Origin of the sequence: Colwellia sp. TT2012, from assembly GCF_001440345.1 — a bacterium.
GTDB lineage: Bacteria > Pseudomonadota > Gammaproteobacteria > Enterobacterales > Alteromonadaceae > Colwellia.
This window is the reverse complement of sequence record NZ_LJYX01000016.1, coordinates 109,223-130,896: the sequence shown is the minus strand read 5'-3', so window position 1 is coordinate 130,896 and position 21,674 is coordinate 109,223. Positions and strand designations below refer to the sequence as shown.

The 21,674-nt window shown below is 39.1% G+C and carries 21 protein-coding genes, 2 pseudogenes and 1 riboswitch; of the genes and pseudogenes, 8 read left to right on the top strand and 15 right to left on the bottom strand.

Annotation, left to right across the window (positions count from 1 at the left end; all coding sequences use genetic code 11):
- Nucleotides 1-4: 4 nt before the first annotated feature.
- Both ccoO and ccoN read right to left on the bottom strand, forming a co-directional pair.
- On the bottom strand, nt 5-649 hold the full coding sequence (gene ccoO / locus ASU03_RS09285; RefSeq protein WP_057831569.1) for a cytochrome-c oxidase, cbb3-type subunit II: 645 nt from the start codon (nt 647-649) through the stop codon (nt 5-7).
- An 11-nt stretch (nt 650-660) separates the two neighbouring features.
- The gene (gene ccoN, locus ASU03_RS09280; protein ID WP_057831568.1) at nt 661-2,085 is read right to left on the bottom strand and encodes a cytochrome-c oxidase, cbb3-type subunit I; all 1,425 of its coding nucleotides are present in this window, start codon (nt 2,083-2,085) and stop codon (nt 661-663) included.
- A gap of 505 nt (nt 2,086-2,590) precedes the next feature.
- Between ccoN and ASU03_RS09275 the strand changes: the two genes are divergently transcribed.
- On the top strand, nt 2,591-3,148 hold the full coding sequence (locus ASU03_RS09275; RefSeq protein ID WP_231731546.1) for a hypothetical protein: 558 nt from the start codon (nt 2,591-2,593) through the stop codon (nt 3,146-3,148).
- Between the two features lie 68 nt (nt 3,149-3,216).
- On the opposite strand, the gene ASU03_RS09270 is transcribed toward ASU03_RS09275, so the two are convergent.
- Nucleotides 3,217-4,866 carry a lytic transglycosylase gene (locus ASU03_RS09270; protein ID WP_057831567.1) on the bottom strand — a complete coding sequence of 550 codons (1,650 nt, stop codon included), beginning with the start codon at nt 4,864-4,866 and terminating at the stop codon, nt 3,217-3,219.
- Between the two features lie 104 nt (nt 4,867-4,970).
- A complete protein-coding gene (gene gloB, locus ASU03_RS09265) occupies nt 4,971-5,768 on the bottom strand; it encodes a hydroxyacylglutathione hydrolase (protein WP_057831566.1) in 798 nt (265 codons plus the stop codon).
- 128 nt (nt 5,769-5,896) lie between these two features.
- On the opposite strand from gloB, the gene ASU03_RS09260 reads away from it, so the two are divergent.
- The 5 genes and pseudogenes from ASU03_RS09260 to ASU03_RS19870 all read left to right on the top strand — a co-directional run.
- Complete coding sequence (locus ASU03_RS09260; protein WP_057831565.1) at nt 5,897-6,673, top strand: class I SAM-dependent methyltransferase; 777 nt, start codon at nt 5,897-5,899, stop codon at nt 6,671-6,673.
- Nucleotides 6,674-6,739: 66 nt separating this feature from the next.
- Nucleotides 6,740-7,498: a Nif3-like dinuclear metal center hexameric protein gene (locus ASU03_RS09255; protein ID WP_057831564.1), complete on the top strand. Its 759-nt coding sequence runs from the start codon at nt 6,740-6,742 to the stop codon at nt 7,496-7,498.
- A 77-nt stretch (nt 7,499-7,575) separates the two neighbouring features.
- A pseudogene (locus ASU03_RS19875) lies at nt 7,576-7,755 on the top strand (Nif3-like dinuclear metal center hexameric protein); the annotation flags it as partial.
- A gap of 74 nt (nt 7,756-7,829) precedes the next feature.
- Nucleotides 7,830-8,003: a Nif3-like dinuclear metal center hexameric protein gene (locus ASU03_RS20720; RefSeq protein ID WP_442855134.1), complete on the top strand. Its 174-nt coding sequence runs from the start codon at nt 7,830-7,832 to the stop codon at nt 8,001-8,003.
- Between the two features lie 69 nt (nt 8,004-8,072).
- Nucleotides 8,073-8,252 (top strand): annotated as a pseudogene (locus ASU03_RS19870) (Nif3-like dinuclear metal center hexameric protein); the annotation flags it as partial.
- 41 nt (nt 8,253-8,293) lie between these two features.
- On the opposite strand, the gene ASU03_RS09250 reads toward ASU03_RS19870, so the two are convergent.
- Nucleotides 8,294-9,058 carry an ElyC/SanA/YdcF family protein gene (locus ASU03_RS09250; protein ID WP_057831563.1) on the bottom strand — a complete coding sequence of 255 codons (765 nt, stop codon included), beginning with the start codon at nt 9,056-9,058 and terminating at the stop codon, nt 8,294-8,296.
- Between the two features lie 170 nt (nt 9,059-9,228).
- Nucleotides 9,229-9,450: riboswitch (Lysine riboswitch) on the top strand.
- A 171-nt stretch (nt 9,451-9,621) separates the two neighbouring features.
- On the opposite strand from ASU03_RS09250, the gene lysC reads away from it, so the two are divergent.
- Entirely contained in the window at nt 9,622-10,992 is a 1,371-nt protein-coding gene (lysC, locus tag ASU03_RS09245; protein WP_197411232.1) for a lysine-sensitive aspartokinase 3, read from the top strand.
- A 97-nt stretch (nt 10,993-11,089) separates the two neighbouring features.
- Here lysC and ASU03_RS09240 read toward each other — a convergent pair whose 3' ends face one another.
- Together ASU03_RS09240 and ASU03_RS09235 are read right to left on the bottom strand one after the other, a co-directional pair.
- Nucleotides 11,090-11,521 (bottom strand): MarR family winged helix-turn-helix transcriptional regulator, encoded by a 432-nt coding sequence (locus tag ASU03_RS09240; protein WP_057831562.1) that lies wholly within the window; start codon nt 11,519-11,521, stop codon nt 11,090-11,092.
- 16 nt (nt 11,522-11,537) lie between these two features.
- A complete protein-coding gene (locus ASU03_RS09235) occupies nt 11,538-12,038 on the bottom strand; it encodes a glutathione peroxidase (protein WP_057831561.1) in 501 nt (166 codons plus the stop codon).
- A 220-nt stretch (nt 12,039-12,258) separates the two neighbouring features.
- Between ASU03_RS09235 and ASU03_RS09230 the strand changes: the two genes are divergently transcribed.
- Nucleotides 12,259-13,122 (top strand): NAD(P)-dependent oxidoreductase, encoded by an 864-nt coding sequence (locus ASU03_RS09230; protein ID WP_057831560.1) that lies wholly within the window; start codon nt 12,259-12,261, stop codon nt 13,120-13,122.
- A gap of 102 nt (nt 13,123-13,224) precedes the next feature.
- Here the strand turns inward: ASU03_RS09230 and ASU03_RS09225 are convergent, their stop codons facing one another.
- From ASU03_RS09225 to nuoI, 8 genes are all read right to left on the bottom strand, one after another.
- Entirely contained in the window at nt 13,225-13,734 is a 510-nt protein-coding gene (locus tag ASU03_RS09225) for a DUF2780 domain-containing protein (protein WP_057831559.1), read from the bottom strand.
- A gap of 92 nt (nt 13,735-13,826) precedes the next feature.
- Nucleotides 13,827-15,272: an exodeoxyribonuclease I gene (gene sbcB / locus ASU03_RS09220; protein ID WP_057831558.1), complete on the bottom strand. Its 1,446-nt coding sequence runs from the start codon at nt 15,270-15,272 to the stop codon at nt 13,827-13,829.
- Nucleotides 15,273-15,479: 207 nt separating this feature from the next.
- A complete protein-coding gene (locus ASU03_RS09215; RefSeq protein WP_057831557.1) occupies nt 15,480-16,907 on the bottom strand; it encodes an NADH-quinone oxidoreductase subunit N in 1,428 nt (475 codons plus the stop codon).
- On the bottom strand, nt 16,904-18,406 hold the full coding sequence (locus ASU03_RS09210; RefSeq protein WP_057831556.1) for a complex I subunit 4 family protein: 1,503 nt from the start codon (nt 18,404-18,406) through the stop codon (nt 16,904-16,906). The genes ASU03_RS09215 and ASU03_RS09210 overlap by 4 nt, the downstream gene beginning before the upstream one ends.
- Nucleotides 18,403-20,253, bottom strand: coding sequence for an NADH-quinone oxidoreductase subunit L (gene nuoL / locus ASU03_RS09205; protein ID WP_057831555.1), 1,851 nt, complete (start codon nt 20,251-20,253; stop codon nt 18,403-18,405). The genes ASU03_RS09210 and nuoL overlap by 4 nt, the downstream gene beginning before the upstream one ends.
- Nucleotide 20,254: 1 nt before the next feature.
- Nucleotides 20,255-20,569 (bottom strand): NADH-quinone oxidoreductase subunit NuoK, encoded by a 315-nt coding sequence (gene nuoK, locus ASU03_RS09200; RefSeq protein ID WP_057831554.1) that lies wholly within the window; start codon nt 20,567-20,569, stop codon nt 20,255-20,257.
- The gene (locus tag ASU03_RS09195) at nt 20,566-21,126 is read right to left on the bottom strand and encodes an NADH-quinone oxidoreductase subunit J family protein (RefSeq protein WP_197411231.1); all 561 of its coding nucleotides are present in this window, start codon (nt 21,124-21,126) and stop codon (nt 20,566-20,568) included. The genes nuoK and ASU03_RS09195 overlap by 4 nt, the downstream gene beginning before the upstream one ends.
- Before the next feature lie 19 nt (nt 21,127-21,145).
- On the bottom strand, nt 21,146-21,661 hold the full coding sequence (gene nuoI / locus ASU03_RS09190; RefSeq protein WP_057831553.1) for an NADH-quinone oxidoreductase subunit NuoI: 516 nt from the start codon (nt 21,659-21,661) through the stop codon (nt 21,146-21,148).
- Nucleotides 21,662-21,674: the final 13 nt, after the last annotated feature.

Below are 21,674 nucleotides of genomic sequence, written 5' to 3'. Positions count from 1 at the left end.
CCGGCTACTTCAAAGCATGGCCAAGTGATTGCAAGTAAGCAATCAAGGCATCCATTTCTGTTTTACCTTTAACCGCATCTTTAGCGCCATCAATTTCTGCTTGAGTATAAAGCGGAATTGCTTTGCCATTTTCGTCTTTATGACTACGGTTTTTTGTTAACCAATTAAAGGTAGCTAGTTTCTTACCCGTTAATTCACCATCAAGGATATTCTCAGCTAACCATTTAAACGAGGGCATATTAGACTCAGGTACAACCGAACGAGGGTCTAATAAATGTGCTCTATGCCAATCGTCACTGTAACGGCCACCAACACGTGCTAGATCAGGGCCAGTACGTTTTGAACCCCATAAGAATGGATGTTCCCAAACGTGTTCACCCGCAACACTATAGTGACCGTAACGCTCGGTTTCTGCTCTAAATGGACGAATCATTTGGCTATGACATACGTGACAACCATCACGAATATAAATGTCACGTCCTTCCATTTGCAAGGCAGTATAAGGTTTTAAGTTATCAACCGGTTGTGCTAGCTCTTTTTGAAAAAATAAGGGGGTTATTTCGACTAAACCACCAATACTGATAGCCATTACCGTAAACAGAAAGAACAAGCCAACATTCTTTTCAACTTTTTCATGTATGTTTTTCATCTTTGTTCTCCTTATGTTTCTTCAACAGGCTGCAGACTTCCGTCTTTCGCATAAATGGTTTTAAACATGTTGTAGCCCATTAAGATAAAGCCAGACACGACTAACACACCACCAATGAAACGAATAAAATAGAAGGGGTATGATGCGGTTAAACTTTCGACAAAACTGTAAGTTAAGGTACCGTCCGTATTAACTGCTCTCCACATTAACCCTTGCATAACACCTGAAATCCACATGGCGACAATGTAAAGAATAACACCCGAGGTGTGAATCCAAAAATGCACGTTGATTAGGCGAATACTGTACATGCGACCTTGGTTAAACAATATTGGGATTAAGTGGTACATGGCACCAATTGAAATCATAGCAACCCAACCTAGGGCACCAGAATGAACGTGGCCAATAGTCCAGTCAGTATAATGAGATAAAGCATTAACTGATTTAATTGCCATCATAGGTCCTTCGAAGGTAGACATACCGTAGAAAGATAAAGAAACAATTAAGAAACGTAAAATAGGGTCAGTACGAAGTTTATGCCAAGCACCCGATAACGTCATAATACCGTTAATCATGCCGCCCCATGAAGGCAGAAATAATACGATAGACATGGTCATACCCACGGTTTGTACCCAATCAGGTAATGCCGTGTAATGTAAGTGATGAGGACCGGCCCAAATATAAAGCGAGATTAACGCCCAGAAATGTACAATGGATAAGCGATAAGAATAGACTGGACGCTCTGCTTGTTTAGGAACAAAGTAATACATCATACCTAAGAAACCAGCAGTTAATAAGAAACCAACGGCATTATGTCCATACCACCACTGCATCATGGCATCAATGGCACCAGAATAAATGGAGTAGGATTTCATTGCTGAAATAGGTATCGCCATACTGTTACCAATATGCAAAACCATAATAACCAGAATAAAGGCACCAAAGAACCAGTTAGCTACATAGATGTGTGAGGTTTTACGTTTGACCAGTGTGCCAAAAAATACAACAGCATAACTAATCCAAACCACGGCAATAAGAATATCGATTGGCCATTCTAGCTCAGCGTATTCTTTTGAAGAGGTATAACCTAAAGGTAAGCTTATAACTGCGGCTACAATGACTGCTTGCCAGCCCCAGAAGGTAAAAGCTGCTAACTTACCACCAAACAGTCGTGTTTGGCAGGTACGCTGGACAACGTAATAAGATGTGGCAAATAAAGCACTTGTACCAAATGCAAAAATTACAACATTAGTATGAAGTGGACGAAGACGGGAGTAGGTTAACCAAGGTGTATCAAAGTTTAACGCAGGCCAAATTAATTGTGCCGCGATAAGTACACCTACAAGTGTACCAAAGATTCCCCAGATTACAGTCATTACAGTAAACTGACGTACAACATCGAAGTTGTAGTCTACTGCTGACGTATTACTTGTGGTCATGTTAAGAATTCCGCAGTGTTATTATTAATCAGAAAGTATTTCTTGCTGTAATACCTAAACGTGAAAAGTCTTAGGTATAGGACACAATTTATACTAATTCTATGTGTTTGCTCATTGAGCCGTGAGATATGTAGCATCGCTGTAAGCAAATGTGTCAAAATCCCAGTAATTTTACCCTTTGGCGAGGCTATAAATCAACAACTATGCGCGTTTTAATTTGATGTAGATCAATAAATGATAATTACTCTGTAATTAGGGGTGGATATTAACTGAACAATAAAAATACAATAGTAACCTCAATGAGTTAAAAAACATTCGATGTGGTTCACTTTTTATCAATTCACCAACATTGCCACGCACCGGAATAACCTTATTTATAGACGTTTCTCAACAAATTAACAGTGCGGCTAAGCTATTAATCGTTAGCAAGGTGACTATTAATAGCTTTAGTCCGTTGCTTTGATGAATGATGTTCTGCATTAAGCTCAACCCGCTAAGACTAATAGTGGCTAGTTTATTGACGTTAGTGGATAATAGCTTTTTTTCAGAGAAGGTAGGCTATAACGTGTTCAAACAACTCCCCCTGGTAGGTTTTTTATTCTTTATTAGTGCTTGTAAGCCAGTAAGTGAACAGGGTTTGGCTGATAGTCTGCATACCTTGGCGCCCTTATGCATTACTAGTCAGAGTCAATGCCAAATCAATACAGATCTGGCTGATTTTACCATTAAATTTTCGCAGCCGCAGTTAGCCGATAAGATTAAAACAGAGTTACCTTTTTTCATTGAGTTAACTGAATTAGTTGAATTAGCTGAGTCATCTCAATCTGAACAAGTTACTAAGCAAAACATAACTCACATCTCAGCTTATTTAGAGGGTAAGGAAATGTTTATGGGCAAGGTGCCGGTTTTTTTTGAACAAACCGATAATACCGGGGTGTTTATAGCGCAAAGCTTGCTGGCCAGTTGCGGTGATGAACATATGGCTTGGCGTTTATGGCTTACGGTAGAGTTAAAGGGGCAGGAGCAAACATTTTTTGTCGACTTTACCAGTCAGCGTCTATAAGGAAAAAGCGAGCCGTGTTGCTCGCTTTTTTGTCAGAGGAGGGCTTGAATAAGTTATTGAGCTAAGTGTTAAATATTATTGGTCACATCAACCGATAGTTTTAAGCGTTGACCTGGTTGAAGGTATTTTTTTCTATCAAGGTTGTTCCACCGCTCAATATCACGGATACGGACATTAAATTTATCCGCTATACGAGCAAAAGAGTCACCCCGACGTACCTTATAAGTAATATTACGTATGATTGCATTTTCTACAATGTTACCCATTTTACTATTGGCGTAGTTCGATGCGTTGGTTTTACGGCCATTCTTCTGCCAAATTACTAATGTTTGACCTAGCTTTAAGGTATCTCTTGGGGCAAAACCATTCCACTTAGCAATACTTTTACCATTGACTTTATATTTACGGCCAATGTCCCACAGGTTATCACCGGATTTTACTGTATGGACAATCTTACGACCTTTTTGAGGTCTATTTTGTTTTTTTGCAATGCGTTGATCTTGTGAGAATACATAGCTGTCGAGTGACTTCGCGGCTACTGGAATAAGTAAATATTTACCAGCACGAATTTGATTACCGTTGATATTATTAACTTGTTGTATCAAATCAATACGAGTATTAAATTTATTGGCAATGACACCTAAATTATCACCGTTTTTGATTTTATAGCGTTGCCAAGCTAGACGGTCATTTTTACTGAGTTTACTTAAGCCCAACTCAAATTTTTCTACCGTATGCGAGGGTAATAATAACCTATGTGGTCCGTCAGGATCCGTTGCCCAACGATTAAAACCAGGGTTTAAGCGTTGTAATTCTGCTAATGACAAACCTGCCAATGTTGCCGCTTTTGCTAAATCAAGTTGTGATTTAATATCAACTTGTGTCAAAACACTTTTATTGTCTATGGGGTAAAGTGATAAATTAAAATCTTCCGGGCGCTTTATAATATCGGCTAAGGCTAATAGTTTTGGCACATAAGCGCGAGTTTCTTTTGGTAAGTCGAGCGACCAAAAGTCGGTTGGTTTACCTAAACGTTTATTTTTTCTAACGGCATTCCTGACTCGACCTTCACCTGAGTTATAAGCGGCCAGCGCTAACATCCAGTCGCCATCGAAAAATTTATGCAAATACTTAAGGTATTTAATGGCACCTTCGGTCGAGGCTACAATGTCTCGCCTGCCGTCATACCACCAGTTTTGTTTCATGCCAAAGCGTTCACCTGTGGCTGGGACAAATTGCCACATACCTGAAGCCCTGCCGTGTGAATAGGCAAAAGGGTCAAAGGCACTTTCAACCACGGGTAATAAAGCCAATTCAATAGGCATATCATTTTTTTCTAATTCTTCAACAATATAATAAAGAAAGGGCTCGGCGCGTTTAGCGACACGTTTCAGGTAACTTGGGTGGTTAACATACCAATTACGCTGCGCTATAAGGCGCTTTTCTTCAGGAATATCAAAGCTTAGTTGGCTGCGAATGCGTGGCCAAATGTTATGCTGTTCAACACTGTCTTGGTCTGTTAAAACGATGTCTACATCAGCAAAGGGGTGAATAACATCAATGTTTTCGTCGGCTAACAGTGCTTGATTAATTTCTACGGAATTTGCCGCTTCAAGATGGGGGGTAGCAACGGAGTCATTATCGGTATTAACATCATTTGGGGAAAGGCTTTGACAGCCAGCTAAAAGAACAATTGCAGGTAATAATAAATACTTCATGGATAACCAGTAAAATCAGCGGGAAATAAAAATGATTTAGCAGATTAGCATAATTCACCTAACTAGTCTTGGGCGGTAAATAACTTCCGATATAAGCTAAGTTGCTAGAAATTATCTTTCCACGCTCGAATAGCGGCAAAAACTTCACTGTCGCTACTTTGACTTTGGTTAGTATAAGCTTGTGCTGCTAATTTAATGCTGGCTTTATGACAACGTAAAAAAGGATTAATTTGACGTTCTAACGCTATATTACTGGGCAGAGTTGTTTGGTTTTGCTGACGTTTTAAATTTACCTGCTCGGCATAGGTATGCAGGTCGCTGTTACTGGGCTCAACAGCTAAGGCAAATGCTAAGTTTGCTTGAGTATATTCATGGGCACAGTAAATTAGGGTATTTGTGGGTAAATTTGCTAATTTAGTCAGTGAACTATGCATTTGCTCCGCTGTGCCTTCAAATAACCGACCACAGCCACCTGAAAATAAGGTATCGCCACAAAATAGCAGGTCATTATTGTAATAAGCAATATGGCCGCTAGTATGACCGGGAAGGTCGAGTATGTGCAACTGACAATTGAGCTCTGTTAAGGTGACAATATCGTTTTCTTTAAGGGTAACATCGAGCTGAGCAATATTTTCATTAGCTGGGCCATAAACAGTCACCGGCCATGCATTATTTTTGGCATAAGCCAGTAATTTTTCGATACCACCGACATGATCGCGATGATGATGGGTGATCAAAATGGCTGATAAAACTAACTTATTCGTTTGTAAATACTCAATACATACCAAGGCATCACCGGGATCAACTAGGGCAATTTTATCACTATTTTCACTTGCTAGCGCCCAAATATAATTATCGTTAAAGGCCTTTATTGCGCTAACAATATGATGAGTATTAGACATATGAGATTTTACCTTTCGTTCGTTATATACTTAGTGTTTACCGTGTTAACTTGCAAATAAAGCTTTTACATTGGCGCTATTTGTGGCATCACAACAATTTTTCTCATTATACGCCTAAAGAAGACTCTATGAAACCAGCGTTAGCTTTTCGACAACCGTATTATCCAAGCTCGTGGCAGGCTTTACCTAATGGTGAGGTCATTAAAAAAGCCATTGAGCAAGAGCTTGCTCCTTGGTGGCAAAAATTCTTCGGTTATCATTTGGTTAAACTGGGTGCCTTAAGTAGTGAAATAGAGATAAGCAATTGCACCATAAACCATCAAGTCAGCATCAGCGGTAAAAGTAATTTAGCGGATGTGCTCGGAGATATTGATGATTTACCCTTGCAAGAGCATAGTGTCGATGTTTGTTTGTTGAGTCATGCCTTAGAGTTTTCTCTTGATCCTCATCATGTCATACGTGAAGCTAATAGAGTGTTGATCCCTAATGGCTATTTAGTGTTAACGGGCTTTAATCCGTTAAGCCTGGTCGGTTTAAATCGGCTATTACCCTATCGGCGCAGTAAAACACCATGGAATGAACATTTTTTCTCACCGATGCGAGTCAAAGATTGGCTGCACTTAATGGGCTTTGAAATTTTAGCCGACCAACGCTGTTTACATTCCGGATTAACAGGGAAGTTGAGCACTGACACCTTAAATAGCAGTTGGCATAATTTTGCTAAAAACTATTTACCTGCCTTGGGCTCTGTTTATGTGATTGTAGCGAAAAAACGCGTGTTACCGCTAACACCCATTAAACCTAAATGGCAAATACGGCCTGAGTTTAATCCAGTAAAAGTGACTACTATGAATACACATAGAGAGTCAGTCGAAAATAACAAAAAAATCCCTAAGAGTAGATAGCTATTTATCTTTTGAAATGAACGATTAGCTATTCATTATTGCCCATACTTAAAAAGTACCTGACTTATGCAAAGTAAAGATTTAGAAGATTATTTAACTGCTTTATTAAAGCCAGAGCAAATAAAAGACTTCACCCCTAATGGTTTACAAATTCAAGGGTGTAAAGACATCAATAAAGTGATCACTGGGGTTACCGCCTCTAAAGCCCTTATTGAACGTGCAATCAGTGAACAAGCCGATGCCATTCTGGTTCACCATGGCTATTTTTGGAAAAATGAGTCCTATGTTATTCGCGGCATGAAGCATGATCGCATCAAATCGTTATTGGTCAATGACATCAACTTATTTGCTTACCACCTACCGCTAGATATTCATCCTACCTTGGGTAACAATGCCCAGCTTGCTAAGTTATTTAACATTGAAAATGTCGCGCCACTTGAGCTGGGCAACCCATTAAGTGTGGCTATGCAGGGCTGCTTTAAACAAGAGTGGCGTGGCGAAGACTTTGCCACGCTAATAAACACAACCCTTGAGCGTGAATGTTTGCATATAGCCCCACCGAGTAATAAGCCGATAAAAACCATTGCTTGGTGTTCTGGCGGCGGGCAAGGTTATATCGAACTTGCTGCTGAGCAAGGTATTGATGCCTTTTTAACGGGAGAGGTTTCTGAACAAACCACCCATATTGCACATGAGATGGATATCCATTTTTTTGCGGCGGGTCACCATGCTACTGAGCGTTACGGCATAAAGGCGTTAGGCGAGCATTTGGCCAAGGAGCATGGGCTTGAGGTGCTCTTTATTGATATTGATAATCCTGTTTAAGGTTTAAGGTTTAAGGTTTAAGCTGGGCTCAACTCAACTTAGCTGGGCTCAATTCAATAGAAGCAACTATCTAACGGGGGGAAATGTCTGAGCAAACCAGCCGTACTAGTCATATAATTGCTCATGAGATGGATATTCATTTTTTTGCGGCCGGTCACCATGCCACTGAGCGTTACGGCATAAAGGCTTTAGGTGAGCATTTGGCGAAAGAGCACGGTCTTGAAGTGCTCTTTGTTGATATTGATAATCCCGTTTAAGGTTTAAGCTGGGCTCAACTCAACTTAGCTTAACTCAACTCAATTCAATAGAAGCAACTATCTAACGGGGGGAAATGTCTGAGCAAACCAGCCGTACTAGTCATATTATTGCTCATGAGATGGATATTCACTTTTTTACGGCCGGTCACCATGCTACTGAGCGTTACGGCATAAAGGCTTTAGGTGAGCATTTGGTGAAAGAGCACGGTCTTGAAGTGCTCTTTGTTGATATTGATAATCCCGTTTAAGGTTTAAGCTGGGCTCAACTCAACTTAGCTTAACTCAACTCAATTCAATAGAAGCAACTATCTAACGAGGGGGAAGTGTCTGAGCAAACCAGCCGTACTAGTCCTATTATTGCTCATGAGATGGATATTCATTGTTTTGCGGCCGGTCACCATGCTACTGAGCGTTACGGCATAAAGGCTTTAGGCGAGCATTTGGCGAAAGAGCACGGTCTTGAAGTGCTCTTTGTTGATATTGATAACCCGGTTTAGTAACTAACAAAAAGCTAGTGGTCGTTTTTTAATGTAGTTTGCTAATTAAACAGCGACTTAAACCACTGCACTAATAATCCTAAACTTTCATACCAGGCAATAGTGCTCTGCTGTAATTTTTTACTGTCGGGTACATAATGTGCCCAGTTTTTGCTACTGTCTGGATTTTTAACCCAGTAACCTGTGGGTGCCGCAATAGGGTAAATACCTTGTGCCTGAAAGTAATTCATCGCTCTAGGCATATGGTCGGCATTGGTCACCAGTATTATTTTTGTACCTTGCACCCTAGGCGCAATCAGCTCAGCTTCTTCTTCAGTATCTTTGGGGAAGTTCTCCGTAATGATTTTTTGTGCCGGCACACCTAAAAGTACCAATGATTGCTTGACGATCTCAGCATTAGATATCAGGTTTTTTCCACCATAGCCTGAAGTGATTATTCTTGCTTCAGGATGTAATTGATATAGTCGCAAGGCTTCAACCATGCGCTGTAATGAACACGTTGCTAATTGGCTGGTAACCGGTAAATTGCTATTGTTAGTATGGCGACAACCTAGCACGACAATATAATCGATACTGTCATTGCTGTTAACATAAGCTGGGTAATCATTTTCAATCGCGGTCATAACAGTATCAGAAAAGGGCGGAAAAGCGCTGATCAGTAAGATGAAAATTGCCGCCGATAAGCTTTTTATGCTTTTTTTTGGCTTTCTCCCATGAAGAAAGAGGGCAAGAATAAGTAATAACAGCACTATATTAATAGGCATGATTAAGACAGTGATGATCTTTTTAAGGAGAAATAAATCCATAATTTTTGCTAACTTACCGACAACATTGATATAAAGCTACTATATCAAGTATTTTGCTAAAGTGCTTGTTGAAAAATGTCAATTGGATAAACAAAAAACTGTTGCAATAATAGCCAAAATCGGGTCTAATATAGCCTATTGTGGTTTAGGGTTAATACTCTATATTTCAATACACCAGAAGAGGTGCGAAACTTAGGTAGAAAACGTGAGGAACCACACTTCCTATGACCGTTTTTGAGGGAGGTTATCGCCGAGAGTATTTGATGGTGGGCTTAAATACTCGGTCACTAAGGTTGAATCCTTATGGCTGTCACCTGACGTATTTGTTAAATATAGCCTAGTTTATTAGGCATCATTAACATTAAATAAAAGGGTGGAGAGCTTCTGGCTGAAAAAGTTTCGTCTCTTTTGCCGTTTATGAGCTGGGTCTGCTAACAAGGCAGAATACCCATGCGCTAACTACTCAGTCATGCTCTTCCAATCGCTAGTTTACTCAATTATTAATTCAGTAAAGAGTTCCGCAAAAGCTCGGTAACTAGCTAGTGTTTTTAGGGGAGAAATTTGTGAATCCAGTACAATCTATATCATCATTAACCGTAGCCAAGTTTGGCGGCACCAGTGTCGCTGATTTCCAAGCCATGCTGCGCTGCGCCAATATTATTAAAAACGATACCAGTAATCGCTTAGTGGTTGTTTCCGCCAGTGCCGGCGTAACCAACTATTTGGTGCGCTTAAGTCAGGAAAATGTTGCTGTTGATGAGCAAAAAAACATTGTGGAAAATATTCGTACCATTCAAGTTAATATTACCCAGCACCTAGCCAAGGACGTTGCCAGTGAGCTTAATCAAGAAATTAATAGCTTGCTTGATGCATTAACCCAGCAGGCTTTAACACAATCACTACAATTTAGTCGTAAAACTACCGATGCGATCCTTGCCTTTGGCGAGCAATTAAGCTCACGTGTTTTTACCCAAGTTCTCCAGTCGATTAACGTAGCGGCTGAGTATTTTAATGTTCAACAAGTGATGAAAACCAATAGCTTATATGGTAAAGCTGTAGTTGATATCAAGCTGCTGGCAACACAAAGTGCACAATTATTAGTCCCTAAACTTCATGATAAAGTTATTGTGACCCAAGGATTTATTGGTCAAGATAGTCAAGGCCATACCACTACGCTAGGGCGAGGCGGCTCAGATTATTCAGCCGCATTACTGGCTGAAGCGATAAATGGCGATAATTTGTCTATTTGGACCGATGTAGAGGGTATTTTTACTACCGACCCACGTATTACCGATCAAGCTCGAGCGATTAAAGAAATCAGTTTTGGTGAAGCGGCCGAAATGGCAACTTTTGGCGCTAAAATATTACATCCAGCGACACTTATTCCGGCAATGCGTTGTAATATCCCTGTTTTTGTCGGCTCAAGTAAAGAGCCGGAAAAGGGTGGTACCCAAATTAAGCAGAAAGTCGACTCAAACCCTACCTATCGCTCAATTGCTTTGCGACGTGAGCAAACCTTAGTGACGGTAAAAAGTCCTGCTATGTTACATGCCAGTGGTTTTTTAGCGAAAGTATTTACTGTGTTAGCAAAACATGATCTGAGTGTTGATTTAATCACTACCAGTGAGATCAGTGTTGCTTTAACCTTTGATAACCCAAGTGGCTCAACACAATCATTAATTACCAATGCAGTTGTTACTGAATTAGAACAGCTTTGTGAAGTGACTGTCGAGCATGGTTTATCACTTGTTGCGGTTATTGGTAATGGTTTAACGTCTGCGAAAGGGATAGGCCAAAGCATTTTTCAAACGATAAATGATATCAATATTCGTTTGATTTGCCATGGCGCTAGTGCCAATAATATATGCTTTTTAGTTGCTGAAGCTGATGCTAACTCTGTGGTTGAGAAATTGCATAACAGCTTATTTTCCTAAACTATAAATTAATAACACCTTATATTAGCCCAAGCTTATGTTAACAGCCTTGGGCTATACATAGCGCAACCCGCCTAATTACTTAAATGTTCAGCGTTTAATTACCTATATTCTCAATAAGCTGATCAAGTGTCAGGTTTAATGCTTGCAGATTTTCGGCAGACAAGCCTGTCACAGCAAACATTTTAGCGGGAATATGTTCGGCGCTTTGTTGCAAGTTAATGCCTGCTTGAGTGAGCTTGATAAGCACTACTCGTTCATCTTTTGTCTGACGTTCTCGCTTGATAAGCGCTTGCTTTTCCATACGTTTTAATAACGGCGAAAGGGTGCCTGAATCTAAATCAAGCTGACCACCTAAGTCTTTAACCGAAATCCCCTCTTGATATTGCCATAACACCATCATGACTAAATATTGCGGATAGGTTAACGCTAACTCTTTTAATAGCGGAGCATAAAGGCGGCACATTAATTTATTCAAACTATACAGGCGAAAACACAATTGCTTTTCTAGCTGTAAATTATTACTCATTCTCAATTACTTATTCTCAATTGGTTTTCAGCGGCACTGACAATAACTTTTCAATATCAGCGGTTATTGCTTCAGGTTTAGTTGTTGGTGCATAACGTTGTACGACTTCACCTTGGCGATTAACTAAAAATTTAGTAAAGTTCCATTTTATTGATGTAGAGCCGAGGATGCCAGGCGCTTGTTGTTTTAAATAGTTAAACAGTGGGTGAGCGTTATTACCGTTGACCTCTATTTTATTAAATAAAGGAAATTTAATGTTGAAGTGTAAATCACAAAACTGCTGAATTTCTTCATTGCTACCACTTTCTTGTTGCTTAAATTGGTTACAAGGAAAGGCCAAAACTTCAAAACCCTTTGCTTTAAAAGTATCATGCAGTGTTTGTAAACCCTGATATTGTGGGGTAAAACCACATTGACTGGCAGTATTAACGATAAGTAATACTTTATCGGTAAACTGAGTTAAATCAGTCTTTTCTTGTTTATTGTTCTCAACTGAAAATTGATAAATATTACTCATATTGGTTATCTCCTAAAGATAAAATAGCAAGCTGGTTTTACTAAGCAAGCGGTCGATATTATAGTGCCAATTTAAATTTTGCGCTATTTGATTGTGTACAACTCATTTGTTATTCTAGATGAAAAACTGCTGGTTTGCAAAGTTGCTAGAGCAAAATAGTAAACTATCGTAAACTGACGCTATTGAATGAATTAACAAATTAATGAGAAAAGGTTGGCATATGAAAGTAGCGTTTATTGGTCTAGGTGTCATGGGCTACCCAATGGCCGGGCATTTACAAAAAGCAGGATTTGACGTTTGTGTTTATAACCGTACTTTAGCAAAAGCTGAGCAATGGCAAGCTGAATATGGTGGACGTTATGCTGAAACACCCGCTAAAGCTGCACAAAATTGTGAGATTGTCTTTTGTTGTGTCGGTAATGATGATGATGTCCGCCAAGTATCTTTAGGTGAACATGGTATATTAGCCGGTTTGCCTCCAGGTGCTATTTTTGTTGACCATACCACGGCATCCGCAGAAGTCGCTCGTGAATTAGCAGAAAATGCTAATAGCCAAGGAAAATATTTTTTAGATGCGCCAGTATCAGGTGGCCAAGCGGGCGCTGAAAATGGTCAATTAACAGTAATGTTAGGGGGTAATGAAGCGGAATTTGAAAAAATTTCCTCGGTAATTGCGGCCTATGCAAAATTTAGTAAATTAATGGGGCCAGTAGGCAGTGGCCAATTAGCTAAAATGGTCAATCAAATTTGTATTGCCGGCATAGTACAAGGATTAGCGGAAGGCTTTAATTTTGCTGAAAAAGTTGGTTTAGATCCAGAAGCATTAGTAGAAACCATAGCCAAAGGTGCTGCGGGTTCTTGGCAAATGGAAAATCGCTATAAAACTATGTTTGCCGGTGAGTATGACTTTGGCTTTGCCGTTGACTGGATGCGTAAGGACTTAGCTATTGCTTTTGAAGAAGCAAAGAAAAAACAAGTAGACCTACCTATGACCAAAATGGTGGACGGTTTTTATCAAGAAATTCAAGAAAAAGGTGGTAACCGCTGGGATACCTCAAGCTTGATATCACGTTTTAAAAACTAACAAACTGATTTATATTAAAGGTTCGAAGGATAAAAAGCTAAAAACCAAAGAGATCGAACGACTTTGGTTTTTATTATTCATCGCAAGTTAGCACTATATTATTTATAGAAAGCTCAAACCTTTTTTAAGTAAGCCGGATGCTTCACCGTAACCATATTTATCTAAATAGCCAGTAACTGAGTTAAGCATGGCCGGAAGTTTATCTGGAGAAATGCCTAATTTTTTAAAAGAAGAATTTAAATAATCCATGCCTACAGCTGCTTTACCGGTATCACTACTTTTGCTTAATAATGAGGTAAAAGAAGAGCTAGAAGATTTTGGCGCTTGGTTTATATAAGTATTAATGCTTGGAATAGCCTTAGTGATCATCGCAAAATTATCTTTACTCAAGTTATCTTTAGCCACTTTAAAAAGAGAGCCTAAACCCGAGGTAACGGTATCTTCAGACATGCCTAATTGATTAGCTGCATAACTAACTAATGCATTTGATTCTACTTTTTTAGTATCACTTTTTTGTAATTGGCTGGTTAATGATTTAGTAAAGTCATTAGCGTGTGCAGGCATAGCCTGAACGATAAAAAGGCTTGATATTAGTAGCGCTGGTAATTTCATTGACGTTATTCCTTTAATTTAAAAAGTAAGTCTAGCAAGTTAATTGATTTGACGTTAGCCTTTTATTTTAAGAGCTAAGGTAGTTAAATTAATCAAGGTTGAACATAAAGATATAGTGCTTTTAATACCTTCATCTTTTCATCATTATTTTCATATTGATGAGCTAAATTTTCAACTTTTTGCATATACTCTTCAATGCTCAATAACCCTTTTTCACCATCTTGTAATTTGTTACTACAATACTGCTGCCACTTTTGTTGTTCTTCACTCGTTAAGGTGTGTGGGTAGTTTCGTGCTCGATATCGAAAAAGCATGACTGCAAGACGCTGGTCTTGAAATTTAAAAGGATGACTGCCTAATTGCTCTGGCGGTAAATCACGTAAAATATCCATTTGCGCTTTATCGCTATGGCTAAAGAAACTACCACCGTATAACGCTTGCTCGGCATCTACGTCAGTATTATCAAAATCAGAGGTGGCAAAAACATCACTGAGTTTATCTCTTAGATCAGCATGCTTTTTCAATAACGCTAAATTCTCTAAACAAAAATCCCTTGGTATGGCCAAACGCTTGGCGTTTTCAGGTAATAATGTTTTTGCTGGCGCAATAACCGGGCATTTATTTACATGAATAAGCTTGACCGGAATAGGCTTTTCGTCCGGCGCTAACTCATCATGACGGGTATATAAACGCGCTTTTATTTCTTCACTGCTAAGTGTCAATAATGGTGAAATATCTTGGGCCAAATCGACACAAATTACCGCATTTTTATTAACGGGATGATAAATTATCGGCGCAAACCAACTGGTACAACCGTGTGCCGAGGATATTTTACTTGAGGTATGCACAATGGGGGTCATGTCTGCAGTATTAATCAAATCTTTAACGTGGTTTTTATTTTTTAAGTTAAAAATAAACTCATAGAGTTTCGGCTGTTTTTCTTTGATCAACTTTGCCATGGCAATAGTGGCGTAAACATCACTCATGGCGTCATGGGCAGACTCATGACTAATTCCATTGGCTTTGGTTAATAACTCTAAGCGGAAACTAACAACTTCTTCGCCGTCGCGATCAACGGTTGGCCAGTTAATACCTTCAGGGCGTAGGGCATAAGTGGCCCGCACCATATCGATAATATCCCAGCGGCTATTACCATTTTGCCATTCACGCGCATAAGGGTCGTAAAAGTTACGGTAAAATAAATAGCGAGTAACTTCATCGTCAAAGCGAATATTGTTATAGCCGGCGACACAAGTATTAGGCGCTGAAAATAATTCATGTATGCGCGCAGCAAATTCCGCTTCGGTTAACCCTTCACGTTGTGCTTTTTGCGGCGTTATACCGGTTACTAAACATGCTTCAGGGTGCGGCAGATAATCAACCGGCGGTTGACAATAAAACATTTCTGGCTTGCCAATAATGTTTAAATCGAGATCGGTACGAATGCCGGCAAATTGAGAAGGCTTATCAAACTTTGGTGATATACCCCAGGTTTCATAATCGTGCCAAAAAATTGAGGGCTGTTCGGTGTTGTTCATTAATGTTAACTCTTATCTTTTTAGTTCTTTTAATCAAAGTGTTTAGTATTGTTGTTAGTTGTTTTACGCATTTTGGAACAATTACTTTTCAATATTTTACCATGATAAACCATCTCGCATTGCATTGGCACGTTATCCTGATATTTCCTGGTAACAAACATGTGAGCGTTTGCAAAGTCGCGCTTACAGCTGTGATTTTAATTCATTTTAACCTGATATTTGTTGAATAAATTGGCTTAATGAAGAGGGGAATACACCGAAACCTATCACTAAAAATAATATAAGTATATTAAGTGATAGGCTACTGCCAGATGAATTAATATCCTTAAATATCAATTCATCTGCGGGTGTTTTTAACATCGCCATAATCACTCTTAAATAATAGAATAAACCAATAATACTGCTGAGCACTAACGCAGATAATACCAGCCATAATTGTTGACTGACGGCGGCCATGATCAAATAGAATTTCGCCATAAAACCTAAGGTTAAGGGGATACCCGCTAATGAAAGCATTAACAGCATTAACGTGATGGCGATAACTGGGTGGTGCCAGAATAAACCGGCTAAATCATCGAGTGTTTTTATTTTTGGCAATTGCATAAAGATAGAAAAAACACCGACTAGGGTAAATAAATAGGCCACTAAATAAAAAAATAGGGTTTGGGTATTAAAGCTTTGGCTGGAAAATTCAATGGCATTGTTATTGATTAATAACAAAACTATTAATAAATAACCAAAGTGTGCGATAGAAGAGTAAGCCATTAAACGTAATAGGTTTTTTTGTAATAAGCCTAAGAAGTTACCGATAAACATAGAGGCAATCGCTACCATAGATAAAATATCTATAATGAGTGGATATTGTTGCCAATGTCCTAAAGTGACTAAGCGCCATAATATAATGAACGCCGCTAACTTTGATAAAGTTGCTAACATAGCCGCAGTCACCAGCGGTGCACCTTCAAATAAGTCAGCAACCCATAAATGACAGGGCACTAATGAAAGTTTAAAAAATAGCCCGGTAAAAATAAAAATGATCGCCGTTATAATAGCCCACGGAGGTAAAATTTGGCTCGAAGTATTTGGCAGCAAGTTTGAAAAAGATAAAGAGCCAAATTGAAGATATAAAATAGCCGCGCCCATTAAAATAAAGGCGGATGCGAGGGCTGATAAAATTAAATATTTAATGCCTGCTTCTTGTGCTTTTTGATCAGGGCCACAATAAGCAATTAAGCCAATAAACGACAGGCTCATTAATTCTAAGCCGAGAAAAAAACTGGCAAAATGATGACTCGAAACCATGATCAAACCACCGATGGTGGTTAATAAAAACAGTAAATAATATTCCTCTTTTTGCTCGTTTATGGTTTTAAGCCAATGATAAAGTTGCGCCCAAATTAAGCCGACCACCATTAATAATAACAGCGAGACAAAGCTTGTTTGGGCATTCAAAACAAATAAAACATCGCTAGTATCAGCATGGTTTTGTAAATAAAACTGCGTTAATAAGGCAAGAAATAAGCTGAGTCCTGAAATTAAATAGCTGGTGATATGGCTTCTTTTAAAGCACAGCTGAATTAATATCATCAAGGCACCACACATTAAAATGAATGCAGGGTAATAATTTACATTCATAATAAAGCTCCAATATCATCGGCTATAAAGCTCAGTTTCATCAAGGTAATCGGCACCAAATCAAAAAATGGTTGCGGGTGTAAGCCTAAATAAATGAGAATAAAACACATAGAGATAAGGGTGCACCACTCTTTGGTATTGGTGTCTGCTATTTTACTGTCGTGCGGACGCTTTGTTTGGCCAAAAAAGGTTTTATAAATTAATAATAATGAATACACCGCCGCTAAGATTAAACCTGATGCCGCCAATATAGTAAGTTTAGGGTATTGTGCAAAACTGCCAATTAATATCAAGAATTCAGCGACAAAGTTACCTAAACCAGGCATACCTAAAGAAGCAATACCAAAAAACAAGCCAAAAGCACTGAGTTTAGGTAAATTAAGCCATAAGCCGCCTAACTCATTGAGATCTCTGGTGTGGTATCTATGTTGTATCATGCCAACCAAAACAAATAGTGCCGAGGTACTGATGCCGTGGGCTAACATTTGCATAACAGCCCCTTGCAGGGCATAAATATTAAAAGCAAAACAGCCTAATAAAACAAAACCCATATGACTGACACTTGAATAGGCCACTAAACGTTTTAAGTCAGTTTGCACAAAAGCCATCATAGCGCCATAGATGATGCCAATTACGCCTAACAACATCATAAAGGGCGCTAGTTGTATCGATGCCTGTGGAAATAACGGCAGCACAAATCGAATAATGCCATAACCACCGGTTTTTAATAATACCGCCGCGAGTATGATGCTAGCGGCGGTGGGGGCTTGAGTATGGGCATCGGCTAACCAAGAATGAAAAGGTAATGCCGGTAATTTTACTAAGAATGCGATGGTAAAGCCCAGTGCGACCCAAAAGGCTAAGTCACCGCTAATGGGGTTTTGTATTAAAATAAGATAGTCAAAGGTTAATATGCCGGTTTGCTGGTAGTGAATACCCACTAATGCGCATAGGCTGATTAGCATTAATAGTCCTCCCGCTTGAGTGAAGATAAAAAACTTAACTGCCGCATAGTGGCGCTGTTCGTAGCCCCAAATTGAGATCAAAAAGTACATAGGTACTAACATGACTTCCCAAAATACAAAGAACAGAAACAGGTCAATCGCTAAGAATACCCCTAAGACACCGGCCAAGGTCCAAAGTAGGTTTAAATAAAATAGCCCTGTTCGCTTGGTAATTTCATGCCAAGCTGAAGACAGAGCGACTAAGCCCATTAACAGCGTCAGTAAAATTAATAATAAACTTAGGCCATCTAGTGCTAAATGGGCGTTGATATTAAAGAATGGTATCCAAGGATAAGATTCATCTATAAGCCACTGTGATCTCGGTAATGAACTGGCATCAAACGGCATGCTACTAAGTAAAGGAATTAAAGGTAACCAGCACAGAAGTAAAGATAGCAAAGCAATTTTTTTGGGTAAACCAGCGTCAAACCTTTCGCTATACCAAGCAAGTAGTCCGCCCAATAAAGGCATTAATAAAAGTATAAATAAGGTCATAGCATTAACTCCCCACGGATAAACCAGGCAAAAGCTAAAATACAAAATATGACCAGGCTGGCGTTATAACGTCTTAATTGTCCATTTTGAAATTGGCTAAAAGCCATATGTAATCTACCACTGGTTTTTTCTATTAAACGATAAAATAAATCAATAAAATCACCTTTGTTTACTTGGCATAAATATTTAAAAGGCGAGACAAAAATTGTTTGATAAAGGTGATCAAAGGCCCAGCCACTTTTAACTAACTGATGAACACCTTGCATAAAAGTAGGTACTGGTTTGCCAAAGCGCTTTGTTTTGAACAGCCACCACGCCAATGAAATAGCAATAAAGGGTAAAAGAATAGGCAACCAATGTTGTAAAGTGCTTAAGCCGTCAGTATCTAGTTGCGGCATTAAGTTTTTTAAGCCTTCAGGATGTATGCCACCAAATAATGACAATACCGATAAAATAACCAAAGCTAGGCTCATCGACTTTGTTGGCTTTGCATTAGGCGATAACTGTGTTGGACCTAAAAATACGACAAAAAATAATCGGGCACTGTAAAATGCTGTGAAAAAGGCACCTAATATTGCCGCCCACCATAACCCGCTATGACCGGAAGCAATTACTTGCGCTAAGATTAATTCTTTACTGAAAAAGCCGGCAGTGAAGGGTAATGAAGCCAATGCAGCACAGCCAATGGCAAATGACACCGCTACAACAGGAAGTTTTTTAAGCAAGCCGCCCATTTTAAAAATATTATGTTCATGGTGTAGGCTATAAATAAGCGCGCCCGCGGCTAAAAAGAGTAGGGCTTTAAAAAACGCATGGGTCATTAAGTGAAAAACGGCACTGGCCCCCGCGCCAACACCTAAAGCTAAAAACATATAGCCTAATTGACTAATGGTTGAATAAGCTAAGATGCGTTTTAAATCAGTTTGCACCATAGCGGCACTGGCACCGAGCAATAAAGTGAAAGTACCAATAAGGGCAACGAGATAAAGCACATCGGGAGCCAGTTGAAATAATTGACTATTGCGTGCTATCAAATAAATTCCGGCGGTAACCATAGTGGCGGCATGGATCAAGGCACTCACAGGCGTGGGGCCTGCCATCGCATCGGGTAACCAGTTTTGTAAAGGTAACTGCGCTGATTTGCCCACCGCGCCACCTAATAATAATAAGCAACATAAGCTTGCCATTGTATTGTTATTATTATCATTAGTAAGTGACCAAACAGCGTGCGCTTTAATTTGAATTTCTTGTATATCTAATGTACCCAATTGCGTGAACAATAAAAATAAGCCAATAGCCATGGCGGTATCGCCAATTCTTGTCATTAAAAAGGCTTTATTGGCCGCTAAGTTGTTTTTTCGATCTTGATACCAAAAGCCAATGAGTAAGTAGCTACATAAACCAACACCTTCCCAACCTAAATACAGCAGTAAAAGATTATCTGCGAGTACTAAAAAGAGCATGGCAGAAATAAATAAATTCAAATAAGTGAAATAGCGTTTAAAATCACTATCTTGGTACATAAATCCAGTTGAATACAGATGTATTAATGCACCCACGCCCGATACAATGGTGATCATCACCAAAGATAAGGGATCTAAATATAAACCAAAGTTTATATTTAATTGTGCAAGGTTAATCCAAGTGCCTAAACTGGAGGTAAGAACAAAATCGCTTTGTTGCCAAAATATAACATTTAAAAATAAGCTGATTAAAGCAACGCTGGCAACAGAGCCTACCGCGAAAATTGAAATCCATAATTTAGGTAACTTGGAAAATAATAAAATAAGGGCACTAAAAAGTGGCAGCAGTGGCACAAGCGCTAATAAACTTGAATAATCCGTCATATTAATCCCTTAACTTATTGAGTTTATCTATATCTAAGTGATGATGTTGACGGTACATATGGACCACTAGACTTAATCCAACGGCAATCTCAGATGCCGCTAAGGTCAGTATTAACAAATACATTATTTGGCCATCACTATTTGCCATCGACGCTGAGTGATAGCGACTGGCCGCAATAAACAAGATGACGACCGCATTTAACATTAACTCTAAAGAAATCAATATAAATAACAGGTTTCGTCTAGCAAGAACGCCAAAAAGTCCAATAACAAATAAACTTAAACTGAGCAAGAAAACCCAAGAAATAGGGATCATAAATTATCTGCCTTTGTTTTTATCTCACTAGTGACTGGGCTTTTACTGATATGAATGGCGGTGATCAATGCACTAAGCAGCATTAAAGCGCTGATCACCACGAGCAATGAATACGGGCCATACAATTGTGTCCCTATATCTTTCACGGTGATAATTGCGGATGATGGCGCCGTTACCAACCTGTTAGCGCTATCAGCAGGCGTTAAAAACAACATGAAAATCAATTCAAAAAATAACATGCTAGATAAAAATAAAGCGGTTATTGAGGTGGAAAAGTTAAATAAATGTCGCTCTTGCGCTAAAGACTTTTCGCCTTGATGCAGCATCATGGTGACAAAGATGAACAACACCATAATGGCACCCGCATAGATAATAATTTGCAAAGCGGCGGCAAATGATGCGCCTAAAATAAAAAATATTAAAGAAACGGCTAACATAGTGACAACTAAATATAACAAGGCATGTACGACGTTATGCGCAGTGATAGTTAACAGCGCACTGATTAAAATGATGGCCGCAGTAATAATGAAAATGGTGTTTAACATATCATCTAACATAACAAGTAAACCTTTTATTTCAGGGTAATAAACTTTTAATATCTATCGGAGGTGCTTCGTTATTTGCTTGCCCTTTGGCTTTTCCTTCAATGGCTTTACCACACACCTGATAAAAATTGTAATCACGATACTTTCCAGGTCCGTCAATCAATAAATGTTCTTTTTCGTATACTAGGTTTTGCCTATCATATTCAGCCATTTCAAAATCAGGCGTAAGTTGTATGGCGTGTGTTGGGCAGGCTTCTTCACAAAAGCCACACATAATGCACCGTGAAAAATTGATTCTGAATGTTTTTGCTTGCCAGCGGCCACCTTGAGTTTCATCTTTTTCAACGAAAATACAATCAACAGGACAGGCTACTGAACACAAGTTACAGGCGACACAGCGCTCATCGCCATTGGGATCGCGCGTTAACACGATACGACCTCTATACCTGGGCGATAAATAGGGCTGTTGCTCTGGATATTGCACCGTGTCAGCTTTAGTAAAAGTATGTTTGAGTACTTTTAATAAGGTTCTAATTTGGCTCATCATAATAAATGCTCCT

Excerpts from the sequence above, each read along its gene's own strand:
- ccoO (WP_057831569.1), bottom strand. The coding sequence starts at position 649 with ATGAAAAACATACATGAAAAAGTTGAAAAGAATGTTGGCTTGTTCTTT.
- ccoN (WP_057831568.1), bottom strand. The coding sequence starts at position 2,085 with ATGACCACAAGTAATACGTCAGCAGTAGACTACAACTTCGATGTTGTA.
- ASU03_RS09270 (WP_057831567.1), bottom strand. The coding sequence starts at position 4,866 with ATGAAGTATTTATTATTACCTGCAATTGTTCTTTTAGCTGGCTGTCAA.
- gloB (WP_057831566.1), bottom strand. The coding sequence starts at position 5,768 with ATGTCTAATACTCATCATATTGTTAGCGCAATAAAGGCCTTTAACGAT.
- ASU03_RS09260 (WP_057831565.1), top strand. The coding sequence starts at position 5,897 with ATGAAACCAGCGTTAGCTTTTCGACAACCGTATTATCCAAGCTCGTGG.
- ASU03_RS09255 (WP_057831564.1), top strand. The coding sequence starts at position 6,740 with ATGCAAAGTAAAGATTTAGAAGATTATTTAACTGCTTTATTAAAGCCA.
- ASU03_RS20720 (WP_442855134.1), top strand. The coding sequence starts at position 7,830 with ATGTCTGAGCAAACCAGCCGTACTAGTCATATTATTGCTCATGAGATG.
- ASU03_RS09250 (WP_057831563.1), bottom strand. The coding sequence starts at position 9,058 with ATGGATTTATTTCTCCTTAAAAAGATCATCACTGTCTTAATCATGCCT.
- ASU03_RS09240 (WP_057831562.1), bottom strand. The coding sequence starts at position 11,521 with ATGAGTAATAATTTACAGCTAGAAAAGCAATTGTGTTTTCGCCTGTAT.
- ASU03_RS09235 (WP_057831561.1), bottom strand. The coding sequence starts at position 12,038 with ATGAGTAATATTTATCAATTTTCAGTTGAGAACAATAAACAAGAAAAG.
- ASU03_RS09230 (WP_057831560.1), top strand. The coding sequence starts at position 12,259 with ATGAAAGTAGCGTTTATTGGTCTAGGTGTCATGGGCTACCCAATGGCC.
- ASU03_RS09225 (WP_057831559.1), bottom strand. The coding sequence starts at position 13,734 with ATGAAATTACCAGCGCTACTAATATCAAGCCTTTTTATCGTTCAGGCT.
- sbcB (WP_057831558.1), bottom strand. The coding sequence starts at position 15,272 with ATGAACAACACCGAACAGCCCTCAATTTTTTGGCACGATTATGAAACC.
- ASU03_RS09215 (WP_057831557.1), bottom strand. The coding sequence starts at position 16,907 with ATGAATGTAAATTATTACCCTGCATTCATTTTAATGTGTGGTGCCTTG.
- ASU03_RS09210 (WP_057831556.1), bottom strand. The coding sequence starts at position 18,406 with ATGACCTTATTTATACTTTTATTAATGCCTTTATTGGGCGGACTACTT.
- nuoL (WP_057831555.1), bottom strand. The coding sequence starts at position 20,253 with ATGACGGATTATTCAAGTTTATTAGCGCTTGTGCCACTGCTGCCACTT.
- nuoK (WP_057831554.1), bottom strand. The coding sequence starts at position 20,569 with ATGATCCCTATTTCTTGGGTTTTCTTGCTCAGTTTAAGTTTATTTGTT.
- ASU03_RS09195 (WP_197411231.1), bottom strand. The coding sequence starts at position 21,126 with ATGTTAGATGATATGTTAAACACCATTTTCATTATTACTGCGGCCATC.
- nuoI (WP_057831553.1), bottom strand. The coding sequence starts at position 21,661 with ATGATGAGCCAAATTAGAACCTTATTAAAAGTACTCAAACATACTTTT.